Consider the following 18,443-nt stretch of genomic DNA (forward strand, 5'->3'; position numbering starts at 1 on the left):
CGATCCCCCGCGACTGCTCCGCGACCTGCGCAAGCGTCCCAGGACCATACAAACCCTGACTACCGGTCAAAAACCACACCTCGGCAGTGGACGTGACATTCATGCGGTGGATCCTCCAGGGAGACGGGACGGTCGGCGGCGGGCGGAGGGCGCTCAGGTCCGGCGTCTTCCCGTCATGGTGCGCTGGATCAGGATGAAGACGAACAGCAGCACTCCGGTGGCGATCTTCGTCCACCAGGAACTGAGGGTGCCCTCGAACTGGATGAGCGTCTTGATCAAGCCCAGCACCAGCACCCCGAACAGCGTCCCGATCACGAAGCCGGATCCGCCGGTGAGAAGGGTGCCGCCGACCACGACCGCGGCGATCGCGTCGAGTTCCAGGCCGACCGCGTGCAAGGGGTCACCCGACTGGATGTACAGGGTGAACAGCAGTCCCGACAGCGCGGAGCAGAAACCGCTGACGGTGTAGACGGCGATCTTCGTGCCCGCCACCGGCAGGCCCATCAGCAGCGCGGACTGCTCGTTCCCGCCGATGGCGTACACCCGCCTGCCGAACCGCGTGAAGTGCAGCACGTAGAACGCGATGGCCAGGACTGCCAGCGAGATGACGGCGGCGATCGAGAGGAACGATCCGCCGGGCAGCGCGACGTGCTTCTGGGCGAGCGTGTTCACCGTGGGATCGGTGATGGATATCGACTCCTTGCTGATGACCAGGCACAGTCCTCGGAAGAAGAACAGTCCCGCCAGGGTCACGATGAAGGGCTCGATCTCGAAGTGGTGGATCACGTAGCCCATCAGATAGCCGCCGAGCGCACCGACCCCCAGGGCGATGGGCGCCACGAGGAGAAGGGGCAGCCCCTGCTTCTCCACCAGCCAGGCGGTCAGCATCGTCGTGAAGCCGATGATCGACCCGACCGAGAGGTCGATCCCCCCGGTGAGGATCACGAAGGTGGCCCCGACGGCAGCGGCGAGCAGGTAGGCGTTGTCGATGAACAGGTTCATGAAGACCTGGCCGTCGAGGAATCCGTAGGCCTGGTATCGGAAGGCGCCGAAGCCGAACATGACCAGGAAGAGGCCGGCCGTCACCACGACGGGCAGCCGCCGGTCCTGGAGCAGTCGCAGTCCGCCGCCGCGCGTTCGGAAACCGTCGATCACACTCACGGCGAGACCTCCATCTGCGGCGCCGCGTCGGCGGGCGCGCCCGGGCTGTTCTGAGCAGGGCCGCGACGCTTGGCGCGAGCGCCGAACACCTTGGCCCGGAAGACGGAGGACTGCATCAGGCAGACGGCGATGACGACGACTGCCTTGAACACCAGGTTGGTCTGGGTCGGCACCCCGATGGTGTAGATCGTGGTGGTCAGGGTCTGGATGATGAGGGCTCCGATGATCGTGCCGCCCAGGTGGAATCTGCCGCCGGTGAGGGAGGTACCGCCGATCACGACGGCCAGGATCGCGTCGAGTTCGATCCACAGCCCCGCGTTGTTGCCGTCCGCCGCCGACACGTTCGAGCTGATCATCAGGCCGGCGATACCCGCGCAGAGCCCGCAGAAAATGTACGCCATGATCTTGATGCGCCGTGACCTGATGCCCACCAGGCGACTGGCCTCCGCGTTGCCGCCGACCGCCTCGACCAGCAGCCCGAGGGCGGTGCGCCGGGTGAGCGCCATGCTCAGCACGACGACCAAGGCCACCACGAAGAGGGAGAACGGCAGGGTCAGCAGGTAGCCGCCGCCGATCTTCGAGTAGGCACCGCTGTTGACGGTGATGATCTGGCCGCTGGTGATCAGCTGGGCGACGCCGCGACCGGCGACCATCAGGATCAGTGTGGCGATGATCGGCTGGATACCGAGCCGCGCGACCAGCACGCCGTTCCACGCGCCGCACACCAGTGCGACAGCGAGTGCCAGCGCGAAGGCCAGCAGCACCCCTGCCACGCTGCCTTCGTCCGCCTGCTTGCTGACGACCAGGCAGGCCAATGCGCCGGAGATCGCCACCACCGCCCCGACCGAGAGGTCGATACCTCCGGTGGCGATCACCAGGGTCATTCCGATCGCCACGAGGATGAGCGGGGACCCGAACAGCGCGATGGAGACCAGGCTGCCGTACAGGTGGCCGTTCTTGAGATGGATCTCGAAGAACCCCGGGGTGAAGGGGACGTTGATCACGAGCAGCGCGACCAGGGCAGCCACCGGCCAGAACAGCCGGTGCTGTGTCGCCGCGCGCCACAGGGATGTGAGGCTCACTGGTGCTCTCCGCTCGCGATGATCTCCAGGACCCGCCCGGCGGTGACGTCGGGCCCGTTCGCCATCCGTGCCACGAGCCGGCGGTCGCGGAGCACGCCCATGGTGTGGCTGAGCCTGAGGACCTCCTCCAGCTCGGCGGATATGTAGACCACGGCCATGCCCTCCTCGGACAGCGACACGACGAGCTTCTGGATCTCCGCTTTGGCCCCGACGTCGATGCCCCGGGTGGGCTCGTCGAGGATGAGCAGCTTCGGCTGGGTGAGCAGCCATCGGGCGAGGAGGACCTTCTGCTGGTTGCCGCCGCTCAGCGAACCGGTCTTCGTCTCGGGATCGGCCGGACGGATGTCCAGCGCCGCGATGTACTTGGCGACCAGCTCGTCGCGCTGGGACACGGGTACGGGCCGGGTCCAGCCGCGCGCGGCCTGAAGGGCGAGGATGATGTTCTCCCGCACTGTCAGGTCCGGCACCAGGCCCTCGGCCCTGCGGTTCTCCGAGAGGAAGGCGACTCCCCTGCCGATCGCGTCGTTCGGCTCCCGCAGCGCGGCCTGCTTTCCCTCGATGTACACCCTGCCGGTGTCGGAGGTGTCGGCGCCGAAGAGCAGGCGGGCCAGTTCGGTGCGGCCCGAACCGAGAAGTCCGGCGAGCCCGAGGACCTCCCCTGCTCGGACCTCCAGGTCGAAGGCGGCGATACTGCCGGCTCGGGAGAGGCCTTCGGCCTTCAGGAACGCCTCGCTCGTATCCGGCTGCCCGTGGTGATCGCTGAGTTCCTCCAGCTCGCCCAGGTCCTTGCCGATCATCAGCTTGACCAGGTTCACCTGGTCCAGGTCGCGGACCAGGTGCTCGCCGACCAGGGCGCCGTTGCGCAGCACCGTCATCCGGTCGCAGACCTCGTAGATCTGGTCGAGGAAGTGGGAGACGAAAACGATGGCCACCCCTTCCTCCCTCAGCCGCCGCATCAGGGCGAACAGCTCCTCCACCTCGTCGCGGTCGAGGCTCGAGGTCGGCTCGTCCAGGATCAGCACGCGGGTGGCTCCCTCGGTGCTTCCGTCCGCGGTACCGGAGCCGACGGCGCGGATGATGGCCACCAGTTGCTGCACGGCCAGCGGGAACGAGCCGAGCGGCGCGGAGACGTCAAGGTCGAGGCCGAACCGGGTCGCCAACTGCGCGGCCTGCCTGCGCAGTTCCTTCCACAGGATCCGGCCGGCCCTGACCGGTTCGCGGCCTATCAGGATGTTCTCCGCCACGGAGAGGTTCTGGCAGAGGTTGACCTCCTGGTAGACCGTGCTGATCCCGAGTTGCTGCGCCTGAAGGGGGCTGGTGATGCGGACCGGCCGCCCTCCCAGGACGACCGTTCCGCCGTCGAGCGGATGAACTCCCGTCAGGACCTTGATGAGGGTGGACTTCCCGGCCCCGTTCTCACCGAGAAGAGCGTGGATCTCGCCAGGGAACAGTCGGAAGTCGACGTCCGACAGAGCCCGTATGCCGGAGAACTCTTTGACTATGCCCGTCATCTCCAGGACGGGCTGAGGCTCTGCCATGGCAGCGCTCCTAGGTGGAATCGTCGCGACGTGGACGGGAGTCCCCCGCGCCCGGGGGGCCCTCGTGGACGGCTGTCAGTACTTGCGGCTCGGAAGCGCTGCCGCGGCCTGATCCGCCATGAAGTCGCTCTCCTTGGTCTTGATCCAACGAGGAAGCGTCGAACCCTTGCCCGCGTGCACCGTCTTGACGGCGTCCATCAGCTGCGGGCCGAGCAGGGGGTTGCACTCGACGATCGCGTTGATCTGTCCCTTGGACATCGCCACGAACCCGTCATGCACGCCGTCGACGGACACGATCTTGATGTCCGTCCCGGGGGTCTTGCCTGCCGCCTGGATCGACTGGATGGCGCCGATGGCCATGTCGTCGTTGTGGGAGAACAGCACTTCGATGTCCGAGTGGGCCTGCAGAAGGGCCGCCATCACCTGCTTGCCGCCTGCCCTGGTGAAGTCCCCGGTCTGGCTGGCGATGATCTTCCATTCCGGATGGCTCGCGTTCATGATCTTGGCGAAGCCCTTGGCGCGCTCGATCGCGGGGGCCGCACCCGTGGTGCCCTCCAGTTGCGCGATCTTGACCGGCCCCTTGCGGCCGGCAAGGACCTTCTCCAGCATGTGTGCCGCGCGCTCTCCCTCGATCTCGAAGTCCGAGCCCACCAGGGTGACGTAGAGCGAGGGGTCTGAGGTCTCGACCGAGCGGTCGGTGAGGATCACCGGGATGTTGGCGGCCTTCGCCTCCTTCAGCACCGTGTCCCAGCCGGTGACGACGACCGGCGAGAACGATATGACGTCCACCTTCTGGGCGATGTAGCTGCGGATCGCCGAGATCTGGTTCTCCTGCTTCTGCTGGGCATCGGAGAACTTGAGGTTGATCCCGGCGGCCGCGGCAGCCTCCTTGACCGACTTGGTGTTGGCGGCGCGCCAGCCGCTCTCCGACCCCACCTGGGAGAAGCCCAGGACGATCTGCTTGCTCCCGGTGTCCGAGCCGGTCGAGCCGGTCGACTTGGCGGGGTCCTTCTTCGCGCACGCCGCGAGTATGCCCGCGGCCGAGACGGCCGCGCCCGCGGTGAGGAAGCTGCGTCTGTCGATCATGTCTTCTCCTTCGAGGAATCCGGCAGGTGTACTGGTGCGGGTTGCCGACGCACTCCTTGCGGTCCGCACAGCGGCGCCGCCGCGGTGCGGGATCGGGGTGGTCAGCAGGTGGTGGGGGTTCGGGTGAGGAGGCCGACGTTCCAAAGGAGGGTGTCGTGGCTGCCGCGGGCGTGGGGGTGGCTTCGCGGGCGGCCGGGGAGGCCGTCCGAGCTTGGGGGGATGGCCTGCCTGGGCCGCTCTCGCCGGGAGGAGAGTGCGGTCCGGCGCAGGCCGGGCGCATCGAGGTCGGTTCAGGGCGTGGTGATCTGGCTGCATGGCCTGGGCAGGGATCTGACGGGCTGAAGGCCGGGACGGACGGCTCCGTGGACGCGATGGTTCAGGGACGCCGCATCACACCACGGATGTGTGCGCTCAGATGGGCGCGGGCTGCGCCACCCGCCTGGCGCCGGCTCTCCTCCGACACGTCGCGGTGACTCCGCGTCCCGCGAAGCATCACCTTGTACGGTCGCCGAGTGGCGCCTAAGTTAGCGCTAACAGTGCCCGTTTTCAAGTCGGTGCCATCCCTTCTAACCGACGCCAGGATGCCCCCGCGTTCGTCCACCTGACCAGAGGAGAGATCGCAATCGACGGTGAGCGCTAACACACCTTGTCCCTCTCGCACTTCACGTAAATGCAGCAACCGCCATGCCGTCACACATCACCCCTCGGCCGCGAGCGAGTTCCCCGGACGCCGTACGGGCGTTTCGCGGCACATTAGGACGCCCACCGGCGCGCGTCAATACATCGCACAGTCCTCCCACAGACTCCGCGCGCGCATCAGGCCCAAGGACCGGGCGGCACCCCCGCCCGGCGGAGGGCGTGCGGCGATCCGACCCTACTCCGGGAGTTTCACATCCACCGCGAATGTTTCGCCCCCTCATATCCCGGTCCACCCGCGTCCATCCGGCAGACCGGCGCGGCCGGCACAGGACCGTCCCCGCCGAGATGGGTCCGATAAGCCATGGAAACCCGGACATTGGGCACCACCCGAGGCACCGCGTCAGCCACCCCGTACGACCGGCGCCGCACCGTCCGGGCGAGAAGGGCGCCGAAATTTTCGCATCGAGGGCGTTGACCATTCGGACTCAACGGGTCCACACTTGCCACCGTTTCGCATGCTCGCCACGTCGTGACAGTGCAGCACCGCGCGCTGTGGCAGGCAGACTCTCACCGTTGGTCCCCCCACCGCATCCGGTCGGCGCGCCCTGCACCGCAGCCGGCCGGAGCGCCAGGAAATGAGGTCGCCATGACGCCCGAGAACTGTCGCGCCCAAGGCCGCCCTGCCGCGCAGGCCGCGCCGCCGGACGACGACTCGGACTCCCCCTCGTGACATCCGGCCCTTGATGTTAACGCTAACAGCTCCCCCTTCCCATGAGGTGCGCTTCCGGTCCCGTCACCGCGCCTGAACCGCTGTTCCGGCCTGCGACCTGCGAAGGCCTTCCTGCCGCCGCACCTGATGGCGTGACCAGGTGTCATCTCTGCGCGAGACGACGCCGCTTGCGTGCACGGGCGCTCACGAAGTGCCGGGGCCGGCTGTTCGCGGATGCTCCCCGTGGGGCTCACCCCCCGATCCACCACGCATCACATCGACAGCCTGGCCGGCCTGCAACGAGGCCGGCCGCAACCGCTTACCCAAGAATCAGGAGGTTCCCATGCACAGAAGAAGGTTCCGCCACAGGCATCTGTTTGCGGCGCTCGCCTCGATGTTCGCAGCCGTGGGCGTGCTGGCGGCGATGCTCGTCGCCAATCCGGCTCAGGCGGCCACCAGCGGCGCCCTGCGCGGCGCAGGTTCCGGCCGCTGCCTGGATGTGCCGAACTCGAGCCAGACCGACGGCACATACCTGCAGATCTACGACTGCTCGGGCGGGACGAACCAGCAGTGGACGCTGACGTCCGGCAACCAGCTGACCGTGTACGGCAGCAAGTGCCTTGATGTTCCCGGCCACGCCACCACGGCCGGCACCCGGGTGCAGATCTGGAGCTGCAGCGGCGGTGCGAACCAGCAGTGGCGGGTGAACTCCGACGGCACAATCGTCGGTGTGGAGTCCGGACTGTGCCTGGACGTCACCGGCGCCGGTACGGCCAACAGCACCGCAGTCGAGCTGTGGACCTGCAACGGCGGCAGCAACCAGAGCTGGTCCGGCCTGTCCGGAGGAGGTACGACCACGACGCCGCCGCCGTCGGGTGGGTCGTGTTCGCTTCCGTCGTCCTACCGGTGGACGTCGACCGGTGCGCTGGCGCAGCCGGCGAACGGGTGGGTGTCGCTGAAGGACTTCACCAACGTCGTCTACAACGGCAAGCACCTCGTCTACGCCTCGAACGTGTCAGGGTCGTCCTACGGATCGATGGCGTTCAAACCCTTCACGAACTGGTCCGACATGGCCTCCACCGGCCAGACCGGGATGAGCCAGTCCACCGTCGCACCCACCCTGTTCTACTTCGCCCCCAAGAACATCTGGGTCCTCACCTACCAGTGGGGCGCATGGCCCTTCATCTACCGCACCTCCAGCGACCCGACCAACCCCAACGGATGGTCCTCCCCTCAGCCGCTGTTCACCGGCAGCATCTCCGGCTCCGGCACCGGCCCCATCGACCAGACCCTCATCGGCGACAGCCAGAACATGTACCTCTTCTTCGCCGGTGACAACGGCAAGATCTACCGCGCGAGCATGCCCATCGGGAACTTCCCCGGCAGCTTCGGCTCCAACTACACCACCGTCATGAGCGACTCCACCAACAACCTCTTCGAAGCAGTCCAGGTCTACAAGGTCCAAAACCAGAACCAGTACCTCATGATCGTCGAAGCCATCGGCGCAAACGGCCGCTACTTCCGCTCCTACACCGCCACCAGCCTCAGCGGATCCTGGACCCCCCAAGCCGCCAGCGAGAGCAACCCCTTCGCCGGCAAAGCCAACAGCGGCGCCACCTGGACCAACGACATCAGCCACGGCGACCTCGTCCGCAACAACCCCGACCAGACCATGACCATCGACCCCTGCAACCTCCAACTCCTCTACCAAGGCAAAAACCCCAACGCAGGCGGCGCCTACGACCAACTCCCCTGGCGACCCGGCCTCCTCACCCTCCAACACTGAGCCACGTCACACAGGGAACCCCAGCCACCACGGCTGGGGTTCCCCCATGAGCGCCGCAGGCAGGCCGGGCGTCGTCCCGGCCGTCAGGCGGCGGGCACGGGTTCGTAGTGGAACCAGTCGAAGGCGACGGTGCCCTGGATGGTGTACATGCCGATGACGCGTCCGGTGAAGCCGGTGGCGACCTCGGTGGACAGGTAGCGCCCCTCCAACTCTGCGAGCGGCTCGGCGCCCGGGGCATCAGGGTCGCCGGTCCAGAAGGCGATGGTGTCGGGGCCGGTGGGCTCGATACCGGCGAATTCGGGAGACGGCGAGATGACGTCGGTGGTGCGGACCGTGACGGTGAGGGTGACGGGGCCCGGCGCGACCTGGCGGCGGGCCAGGGTCTGCCGCAGCGGGCCGATGCGCGCGACGACGCTGACCTCTCCGTCCCCGGCCTCCAGGTCGTAGTGGTGCGCCTCGTCCATGCGCACGCTCAGGCCACCGCGTCCGGCGCCCGGGTCGAGCAGGACAGCGGCGCGGCAGTCGTGGTGCTGCTGCCGGTGGCCGACGAAGGTGTGGCCGGGCCGGTCGAGGGTGTGGCCGGTCGCGGTGAGGGTGAGCCAGCCGGGGCGCTCGGTCAGCGACCAGGAGCCGTCGGGACGGGCGTAGGGCGAGATCCAGTGCGGCGCGAGCGTCGGCGCGTCGAAGTCGTCGCGGGCGGGCAGGGCAGGGAAGGGGTGCCAGGCTCCGGCGGGTGCGGGGTGGCGCTCGGGTACGGGTCCCACGACGGGCCAGCCGTCGTCGTCCCACTCCACGGGAGTCAGGAAGGTCTCGCGGCCGAGCACCTGGAACTGGGGCGTGTAGCCGCGGGGCCGGGTGCCGAGCAGCACCATCCACCAGGTCCCGTCGGGCGCTGTGACCAGGTCGGCGTGGCCGGTGCTCTGGATGGGCCGGTCGGTGGCGCTGTGCGACAGTACGGGGTTGGCGGGTGCGCCTTCCCACGGACCGCGCGGCGAGCGGGCGCGGGCGATGGACACGGCGTGGCCGCGCTCGGTGCCGCCCTCGGCGATCAGCAGATACCACCAGTCGCCGATGCGGTAGAGGTGCGGGGCCTCCGGGTACAGCAGGCCGGTGCCCGACCAGGTGGGGAACGGTCCTTCCAGCACCTCGCCCTTGACCGGGTCGACACGGGCGACGTGGATGCCGGGCACGGTGTAGGAGACCCAGCAGGTGCCGTCCTCCTCCCAGGCCAGGTCGGGGTCGATGCCGGGCAGGTCGATCCACACCGGGTCCGACCAGGGGCCCTCGGGCCGCTCGGCGGTCACGATGAAGTGGCCGCCGCCGCTGACGTTGGTGTTGATGACCCAGAAGCGGCCGTCGTGGTGGCGGATCGTGGGGGCGTACAGGCCGCGGGACGCCATGGTGCCCGGCAACGGCAGTGGCAGCTGTTCCGGGCGGTCGAGCACATTGCCGATCTGCCGCCAGTGCACCAGATCCCTGCTGTGGAAGATCGGCAGGCCGGGGAAGTACTCGAAGCTCGAGCACACCAGGTAGTACTCGTCACCGACCCGGCACACGCTCGGGTCCGGATGGAATCCGCCGATCACAGGGTTGTCGTACATCCGCACAGGGCGTGATTCCTTCCACGTGCCAGGGCTTGCAGGTTCTACCGTGCGGCGGATCCGGCGAACCGCCGCGAGCGACTCTATACGGCCGCGTCGGAGCGCTGACCGGCCCCTTCGCGGCCGCTCCGCCCGCGACGCGGGTGGCCGGATCGCCGTCCGGCCACCCGCGTGGGAGCGGGGGGTCAGGGCTGGTGCGGACCTACCCGAGGGTCCACTGCTGGTTGCTGCCGCCGTTGCAGGTCCACAGTTCGACCAGTGTGCCGTTGGCGGTGCCCGCTCCGGTCACGTCCAGGCAGAGCCCCGACGAGGCGCTGGTGACGGTGCCGTTGGAGTTGACGTTCCACTGCTGGTTCGCCTGGCCGTTGCAGGACCAGATGATGACCTTGGTGCCATTGCTGGCCCCTTGGCCGTTCGCGTCCAGACACATCTGGCTGCTGCCGGAGTAGACACTCAACTGGTTCGAGGATGTACGGGTGAAGACCTGGTTGGTCCCGCCCGAGCAGTTCCAGATCTGCGTCTGGGTGCCCGCCGTGGTGGACGAGTTCGGCACGTCCAGGCACTTGCCCGCGCCCACGGCGTGCAACTCGCCGCTGGTGCCCCCGCTCGACGATCCGGCCGGAGTCACGTAGACGGCGAAGGCATCGTGGGTGGCCTGGAACGTGACCGGCACGGTGACAGAGCCGGACGACGTGCTCACGTTCTGGTTGTAGACCACTTGCGGCGCGCTGAGCGGGTACTGGTCGGGGATCCGCTTGACGGTCACATTGACACTGCCGTTGTTCGCCAGCCAGGGTACCGAGGCCAGGCCGTTGAAGGTCAGCGAGGCGTCGCCGGTGTAGCCGTTGCTGTCACCGATCACCGCCACCGCCCGCTTGGCCGTGCTGTCCTCGGACGCGGAGATCGCAGTCGAGCCGACCATCCCGGAGGTGCTGACGAGGGTCCCGGTCATGTCGGCATAGGTGCGCATGGCCCACCAGTTGCCGTTGGGCTGCCAGGTCCCGTTGCTCTGGGTGAGGACGCCCGTCAGGTTCGGAATCATGCAGCAGGACCAGTTGCCGCGCATCGCGTTGGTGTACCCGGACTGCGCGAACCGCGCCAGATACCACGCCGTCACCCCGGCGGTCTGCCGGTCCGCGGGCTGGTACTCGTTCGCCGACAGCGGCCGGGCCGACACGCCGTTGGAGGACAGCGCGTTGTTGAGGGACTGCGACACGGTGACCGGGTCGTCGACATCGCCCTCGTCGTGGTTCGTGATCATGTCGGGAACCGTGCCGGCGGCCTTGACGTGGGCCAGCCAGGTGTTCCACTCACCCGGGTTGCTCTGCGGCGTGAACGCCAGGGACGGGCCGACGATCTTCGCGTTCGGCGCGATGCGCCGGATCTCCTTGAAGGCGCTGTCCCACATCTGGAAGTACTGGGTGCTGTTCATCCCGCGGGTCCAGAACACCGAGATGTCCGGCTCGTTGTAGATGTCATAGGCGAAGGGCAGCCCTGATGCCTGCAGGCCGGCCACGGAGGAGTCGATGAAGCTGATCCAGTTGGAGCAGTTGCCGTTGTCGCATGGGTAGACCTCGTTCGAGGGCTGCCCGCCGTTGTTGCCCCACAGATCGCTCAGGATGACCTGGTACTGAGCGTGATACGGCGCCTGGGTCAGCCGCTTGGCCTGTGCGGTGATCGAGGCGATGTCGGCCTTCGTGGCCGACCCGTACGAGTAGTTGTCCTTGATCCAGCCGCCGGAGAACCAGCCGCCCCCGCGGAAGGCGTTGATGCCCAGCGGCTGCAGATACTGGTCGGCCGGCTGCGTGCCGTCCTGGGTGATCCCGTAGAGGAAGCCTTCCCCCACGCCCGTCGACGGCCCTCGCGTGGAGCTGAGATCCACGCTCAGCGACTTTCCTGCGGCGGCGTGACCCGCCGTCGGCATCACCAGCAGGGCGGCAAGCCCCAGCACGGCAGCTGCGGCCATGGCCAGACGGCCCGGTTTTGCTCTCTTTCTCATCGACTTCCTCCTACGGCTGGGCGCCACTGCGTGGCGGTGGGGGGGCGCGGTGGGGTGGTCGGACGTGACATGGATGTTACGGAACCGATTCGCGGAATCGGTTCGACGGGATAGTACGACTGGGGGTCAGTGCGGTCAATGAGGTACTGCCAGCCAAATACCCGCTGCTGTCCTTGAGTCGAGGGGCGGGACACCTGGGCCATGCGAACCGATTCTCGCGGTGATGGCCGGGGAGTGACCGACGTGCCCTGCGCGGCGGTGCGGCGGTCAGGCGCGGGCAGCTCCGCCGGCGGTGCGGCGGTCAGGCGCGGGCAGCTCCGCCGGCGGTGCGGCGGGCCGGGGCGGCGCCGGTGCTGGCACGCAGGGAGATGGCCGGGGCCAGCAGGATGTGGCGGGGAGGTGTCTGCGGGGCGGCGATGCGTTCGACGAGCAGGGCCACGGCCTTCTCGCCCATCTCGAGGGCGGGGACGTCGGCGGCGGTGAGAGGCGGACGGAAGTCCTCGGTCCACAGCCGGCCGGCCACGCCGGTCACCGAGAAGTCCGATGGAACGGTCAGTCCTGCGTCGGCCAGCGCCCGCTGGATGCCCGGCAGGGCGGCTTCGTTCACGGTGGTCACGGCGGTCAGGTCCGGATGTGCCCGCAGCAGCCCCTCGATGCTCTCCTGGCCGGAACGCGCGTCGTCACCGCAGGGGACCTCGACGCCCTCGATACCGCGCTCGCCGACGGCCGCCGCGAAGCCCTCCCGCGCCCTGATCGCGGGACCGTAGCCCGCGGCGACGAGTTCGGGCGAGCGGCTGATCAGGGCCACCTTGCGGTGGCCGAGGTCGGCGAGATGTCGGACCGTGTGGCCGATCAGGCCCGCGTAGTCGATGTCGATCCAGCACATCGCCTGGTCGTCCATCGTGTGCCCGATCCCGACAAAGGGCAGCCCCGCCTGCATGAGCCGGCCCACGCGGGCGTCCTCCAGGCGGATCTCCATGAGGATCACGCCGTCGACCCGGCTTTCCGAGACGAGCCGTTCGAAGGACCGGTCGTGATGGCCCCCGGACGGGGAAAGCAGGACGTCCAGGTCGGCGGCCGCCGCCGCGTCGACGACGCTGGCGACGAAGTCCAGCTGCATGTGGGTGAGCCTGTTGCCGGCCGGCGGGATCACCAGACCGATCGTGCGGGTCCTGCCCTCCTTGAGCGCCCGCGCGGTCGCGTTGGGCCGGTAGCCCAGCTCGTCGATCACGTCCTGGATGCGTTTACGGGTGCCGGCCGCAACCGGGCGCTTGCCGCTGAGTGCGTACGACACCGTGCTGCGCGACACGCCCGCTCGCCGTGCGATCTCCCCGATGTTCATCCGGCTCCTCACGCTCCTGCCCAGGACGATCATACTCTTCGCGAATCGGTTCGAAAATTGCTCCGCACAAGTCTTGACGGGGATACACGCGGGTTCTACGTTCTCGGTCGAACCGATTCGCTATCGGAGCGATTCGACTCCGTCCCGTCTCCGTGAGCGGCGCTGCCGACCCACTGGGCGGGACGGGCACCAAGCGAAGGGGACAAGCACCATGAACACTCCCGCCCGGCGACGGTTCGTCGCCGCGTCGCTGGCCGCCGTGGTGGTCGCGTCCACGGCCACCGCCTGCGGGTCGTCGTCCTCGGGCGGATCCTCCGGCTCGACCACGGCCGGCGGCACGTTCACCGTCTGGGATCCCTACCCTCAGTTCGACGGCACATCCGACTGGGTCAAGCTGCTGAACAGCTGCGGCAGCCAAGCCGGGGTCAAGGTCAAGCGCACGAGCTTCGACACCACGGATCTGACCAACAAGACGCTGCTCGCGGCGCAACAGGGCGATTCCCCCGATGTCCTGATCGTCGACAATCCCGTCGTCTCCACGCTCGCCGACGCGGGCGTCCTCACCACCACCGACGAGAACAAGATCGACACCTCCGGCGTGGAGCCGAACCTGCTGGCCGCCGGACAGAACGACGGCAAGACCTACGGCACGCCCATCGGGGCGAACACCCTGGCGCTGTACTACAACAAGGACGTCCTGCAGTCCGCGGGAGTGGACCCGTCCTCCGTCAAGGACTGGGCGACGCTCACCGCGGCACTGGCCAAGGTGAAAGCGGCGGGAAAGAAGGGCATCACCTTCTCCGCCATCGGCACCGAGGAGGGCAGTTTCCAGTTCCTGCCGTGGTTCTGGGGTTCCGGGGCGCAGCTGACCGACCTCGCCTCGGACAAGGCCGTCTCGGCGGTCACGCTGTGGAAGGACTGGCTCAAGAACGGGTACGCGCCCAACTCCGTCATCAACAACACCCAGACCACCAGCTGGCAGGAGTTCGCCACCGGGCAGTACGCCTTCGCCGAGAACGGCACCTGGCAGCTGGCCAACGCCAAGAAGGCCGGCTTCGGCTACGGCACCATCGCCATCCCCGCTGCCACCGGCGGCACCGCGCCGGCCCCGACCGGCGGCGAGTTCGTCACCGTCCCCGTACAGAAGGACGCCGGACGGTACGCCGTCTCGGACAGGATCGTGTCCTGCCTGACCGACGCGAAGAACCTCCTGGCCACCGACACGACCTTGTCCTACGTCGCGCCGACCGGGCAGGTCCAGGGCCAGCAGGAAGCCGCCACCCCCGAGCTCAAGGTGTGGGTGCAGGCGGTGCAGGCGGCCAAGGGGCGCACCAGCGACGACCTCGGTACGAAGTACCCGAGGATCTCCGAACAGCTGTGGGGTGCGGTGCAGGCGGCACTGACCGGATCCAAGTCGCCGAAGGACGCCCTGTCCACGGCGCAGTCCGCCGCCTCCAAGTAGCACGCGACCCAGCGGATCACCGAAGGACAGCACCCCCGATGAACAGCAAGCCGCGCTCGCGGCAGTGGGCGGCCTGGGGCTTCCTGGCCCCTGTTGTGGTCTACCTCGGCGCCTTCTACGCCTACCCGCTCTACCGCAACCTCGACCTGTCGCTGCGCGACTACACGGTGCGCTCCTTCGTGCAGGGCGACGCGCCCTTCACCGGTGCAGAGAACTACCGGAAGGTCTTCGACGACCCGACCTTCATACCGGCCCTGGAGCACACCGTGCTCTTCACCGGGGTTTCCCTCTTCTTCCAGTACACCATCGGGTTGGCGCTGGCGGTGTTCTTCGCCCAGCACTTCCGGCTCTCGGCCACGCTGCGCGCCCTGTTCCTGGTTCCCTGGCTGCTGCCGCTGATCGTGTCGGCCTCCACCTGGTCGTGGATGCTCAACAGCGAGTCGGGAATCGTCAACACGGCGCTGGGCCGGCTGGGCGTCGGCCCGGTGGACTGGCTGACCTCACCTTCGTGGTCGCTCGCATCCGTGATCATCGCCAACATCTGGATCGGGATCCCCTTCAACCTGGTCGTCCTCCACAGCGGCCTCCAGGCGATACCCGCTTCGCTGAACGAGGCGGCCGCGATCGACGGGGCGAACGCCTGGCAGCGCTTCCGGCGGGTGACCTTCCCGCTGCTTCGACCGGTCTCCGCCATCACCCTGCTGCTCGGGCTGGTCTACACGCTGAAGGTCTTCGACATCATCTGGATCATGACCAGGGGCGGTCCCAGCGACTCGTCGACCACCTTCGCCACCTGGTCCTACCGGCTCGGCTTCGGCAACCTGCTGCCGGAATTCGGGCCGGGGGCGGCCGTGGGCAACCTCCTTGTGGTGATCGCCCTCGTTTTCGGCCTGGTGTACATCCGCACCCAGCGAGAGGAGGTGAGTTCGTGAGCGCCCGCGCCAGGGGGAAGACGGCTCTGGGGCTGCTGTTCACCGCCGTGATGCTCTTCCCCGTGTACTGGATGGTGAACGTCTCGCTGACCCGCGAACGGGACCTGCGCAAAACCCCGCCGGACCTCTTCCCCGCGCACGTCACGCTCAGGGGCTATCGGGAGGTGCTCGACCAGCAACTGCCGTATCTCGGCACGAGCCTGGTCATCGGCCTGGGCACCGTCGCGGTGACCGTCGTCCTCGCCGCGCCGGCGGGATTCGCACTGGCGAAGCTCCGGCCGCGTGGCGGAGGGCTCGTCAGCTTCCTGCTGCTGGTGGCCCAGATGATCCCCGGAATCATCATGGCGATGGGTTTCTACGCCATCTTCCTCGGCCTGGGGTTCCTGCACTCCGTTCCCGGCCTGATCGTCGCCGACTCCACCCTGGCCGTACCGTTCGCCGTCCTCATCTTCACGGCGTTCATGTCCGGCGTCCCCGCCGAACTCCTGCAGGCCGCGCGGGTGGACGGTGCCGGATCCCTCCGCGTCTTCCGGTCCATCATGCTCCCGATGAGCCGCAACGCGATCATCACCGTGTCGCTGTTCGCCTTCCTGTGGTCCTGGTCGGACTTCGTCTTCGCCAGCACCCTGGACAGCGGCGGCGCCCACCAGCCCATCACCCTCGGCATCTACCACTACATCGGGAACAACAACCAGGAGTGGAACGCCATCATGGCCACCGCGGTCGTGGCCTCGCTGCCGGCCGCCGTGATCCTGGTCCTGGCCCAGCGCTACGTCGCCGCCGGCGTCACGGCCGGAGCCGTAAAGGACTGACCGCCATGTTCCCGCAAGGCCGACCCATGACTGAACGCCCGCATCAGAAGAGGATCGAGTTCCCACCGATGACCGTCACCCCCGGCAGCCACGCCTTCGCGATCCAGGAGATTCCCTTCAGCCGCCAGGGATCGTGGTTCAACATCTCGTCGGTCACCGCTCAGCACACCCGGGCACAGGACCTGCATCTGATCTCCCACCAGAACGGCATGCACGCGGTCCTGCGCTTCGTGCCGCTGCATCCGTCGAGCGGGAGCCGCGCGGAGACCGTCTGGAAGGCGACCCCTGCCATGCTGGCCTGGGAGGCGGAGAGCGGGCGGATCTCGTTGGTCTACGAGAGCACCGACACGGTCCGGCTGCGCGGTGACCGGCTGGACCTGGCGATCACGCCGGCCGACCAGGAACTGACATCCTTCACCGGCACCTACTTCTACCGCGATCCGGTCGACGGGTCCTACCAGTTCACCTCGTACGAGACCGGCCGCCGCTACCGCATCACCCTTCTGGCGGGCGTGATCACAACCGCCGAGGGGCTGGAGGGACTTGCCGGTGCCGACCGCAGGCTGGTCCTTTCCGGCGCGCACGGATGGGAGGCGGTCGTCGAGGAGATCGACAGTGCGCGGCAGCCTTACCGTGCTCCGGGGGACTTCACCGCCGCCGCGGTCTCGCACGCCGATGCGTTCCGCGACTTCGCAACCGCCGTGGCCCCCTTTCCCGCCTCCCGGGCAGCTGCCGCCGAACTGGCCGCCTACGTTCTGTGGTCGGCCACCGTGCGTCCGGCCGGCTTCCTGCGGCGTCCCGCCGTTTTGATGTCCAAGCACTGGATGGACAAGGTCTGGAGCTGGGACCACTGCTTCAACGCGCTCGCGCTGGCTCCCGGCCTGCCGGATCTCGCCTGGGACCAGTTCCAGATCCCGTTCGACCTCCAGGACGAGACCGGGGCGCTGCCGGACTCCGTCACCCATTCCGAGGTCCTGTACAACTTCGTCAAGCCGCCCATTCACGGCTGGGCGCTGCGCCGGTTGCGCGAACGCCTGCCCAGGCAACCGGAGCCGGACAAGCTGAGGGAGACGTACCGGCGTCTGGAGCGCTGGACCGATTTCTGGCTCCGGGCCCGCACCGCGCCCGGCCTGCGCCTGCCCCACTACCAGCACGGCAATGACAGCGGCTGGGACAACGCCACCACCTTCGACGGCCGGCGGGTGCTGATCACCGCGGACCTGGCGGCCTTCCTCGTCCTCCAGCTCGCGGAGCTGGCCGAGATCGCCAAGGATCTCGGGGAGGTCGATGCCGCGGACCGGCACCTGCGCACCGCGGACAGACTCCAGGACGCGCTGCTCGAGGAGTTGTGGTCCGACGGGCGTTTCCGCAGCCGCTCGCCGCACACCGGAGACCGATCCATCAGCCGCAGTCTTCTGGATCTCATGCCGATCGCGCTGGGTGAGCGCCTGCCGCGCGACATCGCCGACCGCCTCGCCGAGCGTATCGCCACGCATCTGACCCCGTACGGCCTGGCCACCGAGCACACCGAGTCGGCGCACTACGAATCCGACGGCTACTGGCGGGGCCCGATCTGGGCGCCGGCCACCGTCCTCATCGAGGACGGCCTCCGCCGCGCCGGCCACGCCGACCTCGCCGACGACATCAGCCACCGTTTCCGGCGGCTGTGCGAGACGTCCGGCTTCGCGGAGAACTTCGACGCCCTCACCGGCGAGGGACTGCGGGACCGCGCCTACACCTGGACCGCGAGCAGCTACCTGGTGCTCGCGGACGACCACCACAGGCGCACCTCGGCGTAGCCGGACAGCACCCGGGCGACGCCCGCGGGCTACGGCCGGACGCGAACTCATCCGTGACGGACGCGGCGCCTTCCCGTCTTGATCACACACCGACTTTCGAAAACATCAGCCACCACAGTCGAAAATCTTCACACACTGCCGCCTCCGGCGAGCTGCACCGGTGCCGACCCTTCGGGTCGTATCGGATCGATTAAGGGCCACTGGTTCTTCGTGGGATGTATTGACGTGCATCGACGTGCGACCTAGGGTGCCCGAAACGATCGCAAGGCGGCCGAAACTTTCGATGAGACGCGGCCATCGCCCCGCTCCTGAGTTGCAACCACCTCACAGGGCGCGGCGCTGTTAGCGCTCACTTTCGGCCCACCTTGCGACCGCTTGCCGCAACAGATCCATCACTGGTGACAGATCAGGGAGTTTCACGATGGCGAGGATGACGCGCAGCGCTTGTGCTGTGGCTATCGGTTTGGGTATGGCGGTTGCTGTGGCCGGTTGTGC

General features: G+C 68.1%; 12 protein-coding genes. 5 read left to right on the top strand and 7 right to left on the bottom strand.

The window, feature by feature from the left end; translation table 11 throughout:
* Positions 1-153: 153 nt before the first annotated feature.
* The 4 genes from yjfF to ACGFMP_RS36900 all read right to left on the bottom strand — a co-directional run bounded on the left by yjfF (position 154) and on the right by ACGFMP_RS36900 (position 4,867).
* Complete coding sequence (gene yjfF, locus ACGFMP_RS36885) at positions 154-1,161, bottom strand: galactofuranose ABC transporter, permease protein YjfF (protein WP_393678427.1); 1,008 nt, start codon at positions 1,159-1,161, stop codon at positions 154-156.
* On the bottom strand, positions 1,158-2,243 hold the full coding sequence (locus ACGFMP_RS36890; RefSeq protein ID WP_393678429.1) for an ABC transporter permease: 1,086 nt from the start codon (positions 2,241-2,243) through the stop codon (positions 1,158-1,160). Before ACGFMP_RS36890 ends, yjfF begins: the two co-directional genes overlap by 4 nt.
* Positions 2,240-3,781 carry a sugar ABC transporter ATP-binding protein gene (locus tag ACGFMP_RS36895; RefSeq protein WP_393678431.1) on the bottom strand — a complete coding sequence of 514 codons (1,542 nt, stop codon included), beginning with the start codon at positions 3,779-3,781 and terminating at the stop codon, positions 2,240-2,242. Before ACGFMP_RS36895 ends, ACGFMP_RS36890 begins: the two co-directional genes overlap by 4 nt.
* Positions 3,782-3,856: 75 nt before the next feature.
* Positions 3,857-4,867: an ABC transporter substrate binding protein gene (locus tag ACGFMP_RS36900; RefSeq protein ID WP_393678433.1), complete on the bottom strand. Its 1,011-nt coding sequence runs from the start codon at positions 4,865-4,867 to the stop codon at positions 3,857-3,859.
* Positions 4,868-6,558: 1,691 nt separating this feature from the next.
* Here ACGFMP_RS36900 and ACGFMP_RS36905 point away from each other — a divergent pair.
* On the top strand, positions 6,559-8,001 hold the full coding sequence (locus ACGFMP_RS36905) for a non-reducing end alpha-L-arabinofuranosidase family hydrolase (protein WP_393678435.1): 1,443 nt from the start codon (positions 6,559-6,561) through the stop codon (positions 7,999-8,001).
* 83 nt (positions 8,002-8,084) lie between these two features.
* Here ACGFMP_RS36905 and ACGFMP_RS36910 read toward each other — a convergent pair whose 3' ends face one another.
* The 3 genes from ACGFMP_RS36910 to ACGFMP_RS36920 all read right to left on the bottom strand — a co-directional run bounded on the left by ACGFMP_RS36910 (position 8,085) and on the right by ACGFMP_RS36920 (position 12,943).
* Positions 8,085-9,602 carry a glycoside hydrolase family 43 protein gene (locus ACGFMP_RS36910; RefSeq protein ID WP_393678437.1) on the bottom strand — a complete coding sequence of 506 codons (1,518 nt, stop codon included), beginning with the start codon at positions 9,600-9,602 and terminating at the stop codon, positions 8,085-8,087.
* Positions 9,603-9,804: 202 nt separating this feature from the next.
* Entirely contained in the window at positions 9,805-11,601 is a 1,797-nt protein-coding gene (locus ACGFMP_RS36915) for a ricin-type beta-trefoil lectin domain protein (RefSeq protein WP_393678439.1), read from the bottom strand.
* Positions 11,602-11,902: 301 nt separating this feature from the next.
* The gene (locus ACGFMP_RS36920; RefSeq protein WP_393678441.1) at positions 11,903-12,943 is read right to left on the bottom strand and encodes a LacI family DNA-binding transcriptional regulator; all 1,041 of its coding nucleotides are present in this window, start codon (positions 12,941-12,943) and stop codon (positions 11,903-11,905) included.
* A 211-nt stretch (positions 12,944-13,154) separates the two neighbouring features.
* Here ACGFMP_RS36920 and ACGFMP_RS36925 point away from each other — a divergent pair, with 211 nt between their 5' ends.
* From ACGFMP_RS36925 to ACGFMP_RS36940, 4 genes are all read left to right on the top strand, one after another.
* On the top strand, positions 13,155-14,405 hold the full coding sequence (locus tag ACGFMP_RS36925; RefSeq protein ID WP_393678443.1) for an extracellular solute-binding protein: 1,251 nt from the start codon (positions 13,155-13,157) through the stop codon (positions 14,403-14,405).
* 38 nt (positions 14,406-14,443) lie between these two features.
* Positions 14,444-15,337 (top strand): carbohydrate ABC transporter permease, encoded by an 894-nt coding sequence (locus tag ACGFMP_RS36930; protein WP_393678445.1) that lies wholly within the window; start codon positions 14,444-14,446, stop codon positions 15,335-15,337.
* 50 nt (positions 15,338-15,387) lie between these two features.
* Positions 15,388-16,149 (top strand): carbohydrate ABC transporter permease, encoded by a 762-nt coding sequence (locus ACGFMP_RS36935; RefSeq protein WP_393678447.1) that lies wholly within the window; start codon positions 15,388-15,390, stop codon positions 16,147-16,149.
* 68 nt (positions 16,150-16,217) lie between these two features.
* Positions 16,218-17,948, top strand: coding sequence for an amylo-alpha-1,6-glucosidase (locus tag ACGFMP_RS36940; RefSeq protein WP_393678449.1), 1,731 nt, complete (start codon positions 16,218-16,220; stop codon positions 17,946-17,948).
* Positions 17,949-18,443: the final 495 nt, after the last annotated feature.

The sequence above is a fragment of the Streptomyces sp. NPDC049040 genome, from assembly GCF_043197715.1.
GTDB lineage: Bacteria > Actinomycetota > Actinomycetes > Streptomycetales > Streptomycetaceae > Actinacidiphila.

Bases quoted from the DNA above. Each gene is read 5' to 3' on its own strand.
- ACGFMP_RS36895 (WP_393678431.1), bottom strand. From the start codon at position 3,781: ATGGCAGAGCCTCAGCCCGTCCTGGAGATGACGGGCATAGTCAAAGAG.
- ACGFMP_RS36900 (WP_393678433.1), bottom strand. From the start codon at position 4,867: ATGATCGACAGACGCAGCTTCCTCACCGCGGGCGCGGCCGTCTCGGCC.
- ACGFMP_RS36905 (WP_393678435.1), top strand. From the start codon at position 6,559: ATGCACAGAAGAAGGTTCCGCCACAGGCATCTGTTTGCGGCGCTCGCC.
- ACGFMP_RS36910 (WP_393678437.1), bottom strand. From the start codon at position 9,602: ATGTACGACAACCCTGTGATCGGCGGATTCCATCCGGACCCGAGCGTG.
- ACGFMP_RS36915 (WP_393678439.1), bottom strand. From the start codon at position 11,601: ATGAGAAAGAGAGCAAAACCGGGCCGTCTGGCCATGGCCGCAGCTGCC.
- ACGFMP_RS36920 (WP_393678441.1), bottom strand. From the start codon at position 12,943: ATGAACATCGGGGAGATCGCACGGCGAGCGGGCGTGTCGCGCAGCACG.
- ACGFMP_RS36925 (WP_393678443.1), top strand. From the start codon at position 13,155: ATGAACACTCCCGCCCGGCGACGGTTCGTCGCCGCGTCGCTGGCCGCC.
- ACGFMP_RS36930 (WP_393678445.1), top strand. From the start codon at position 14,444: ATGAACAGCAAGCCGCGCTCGCGGCAGTGGGCGGCCTGGGGCTTCCTG.
- ACGFMP_RS36935 (WP_393678447.1), top strand. From the start codon at position 15,388: ATGCTCTTCCCCGTGTACTGGATGGTGAACGTCTCGCTGACCCGCGAA.
- ACGFMP_RS36940 (WP_393678449.1), top strand. From the start codon at position 16,218: ATGACCGTCACCCCCGGCAGCCACGCCTTCGCGATCCAGGAGATTCCC.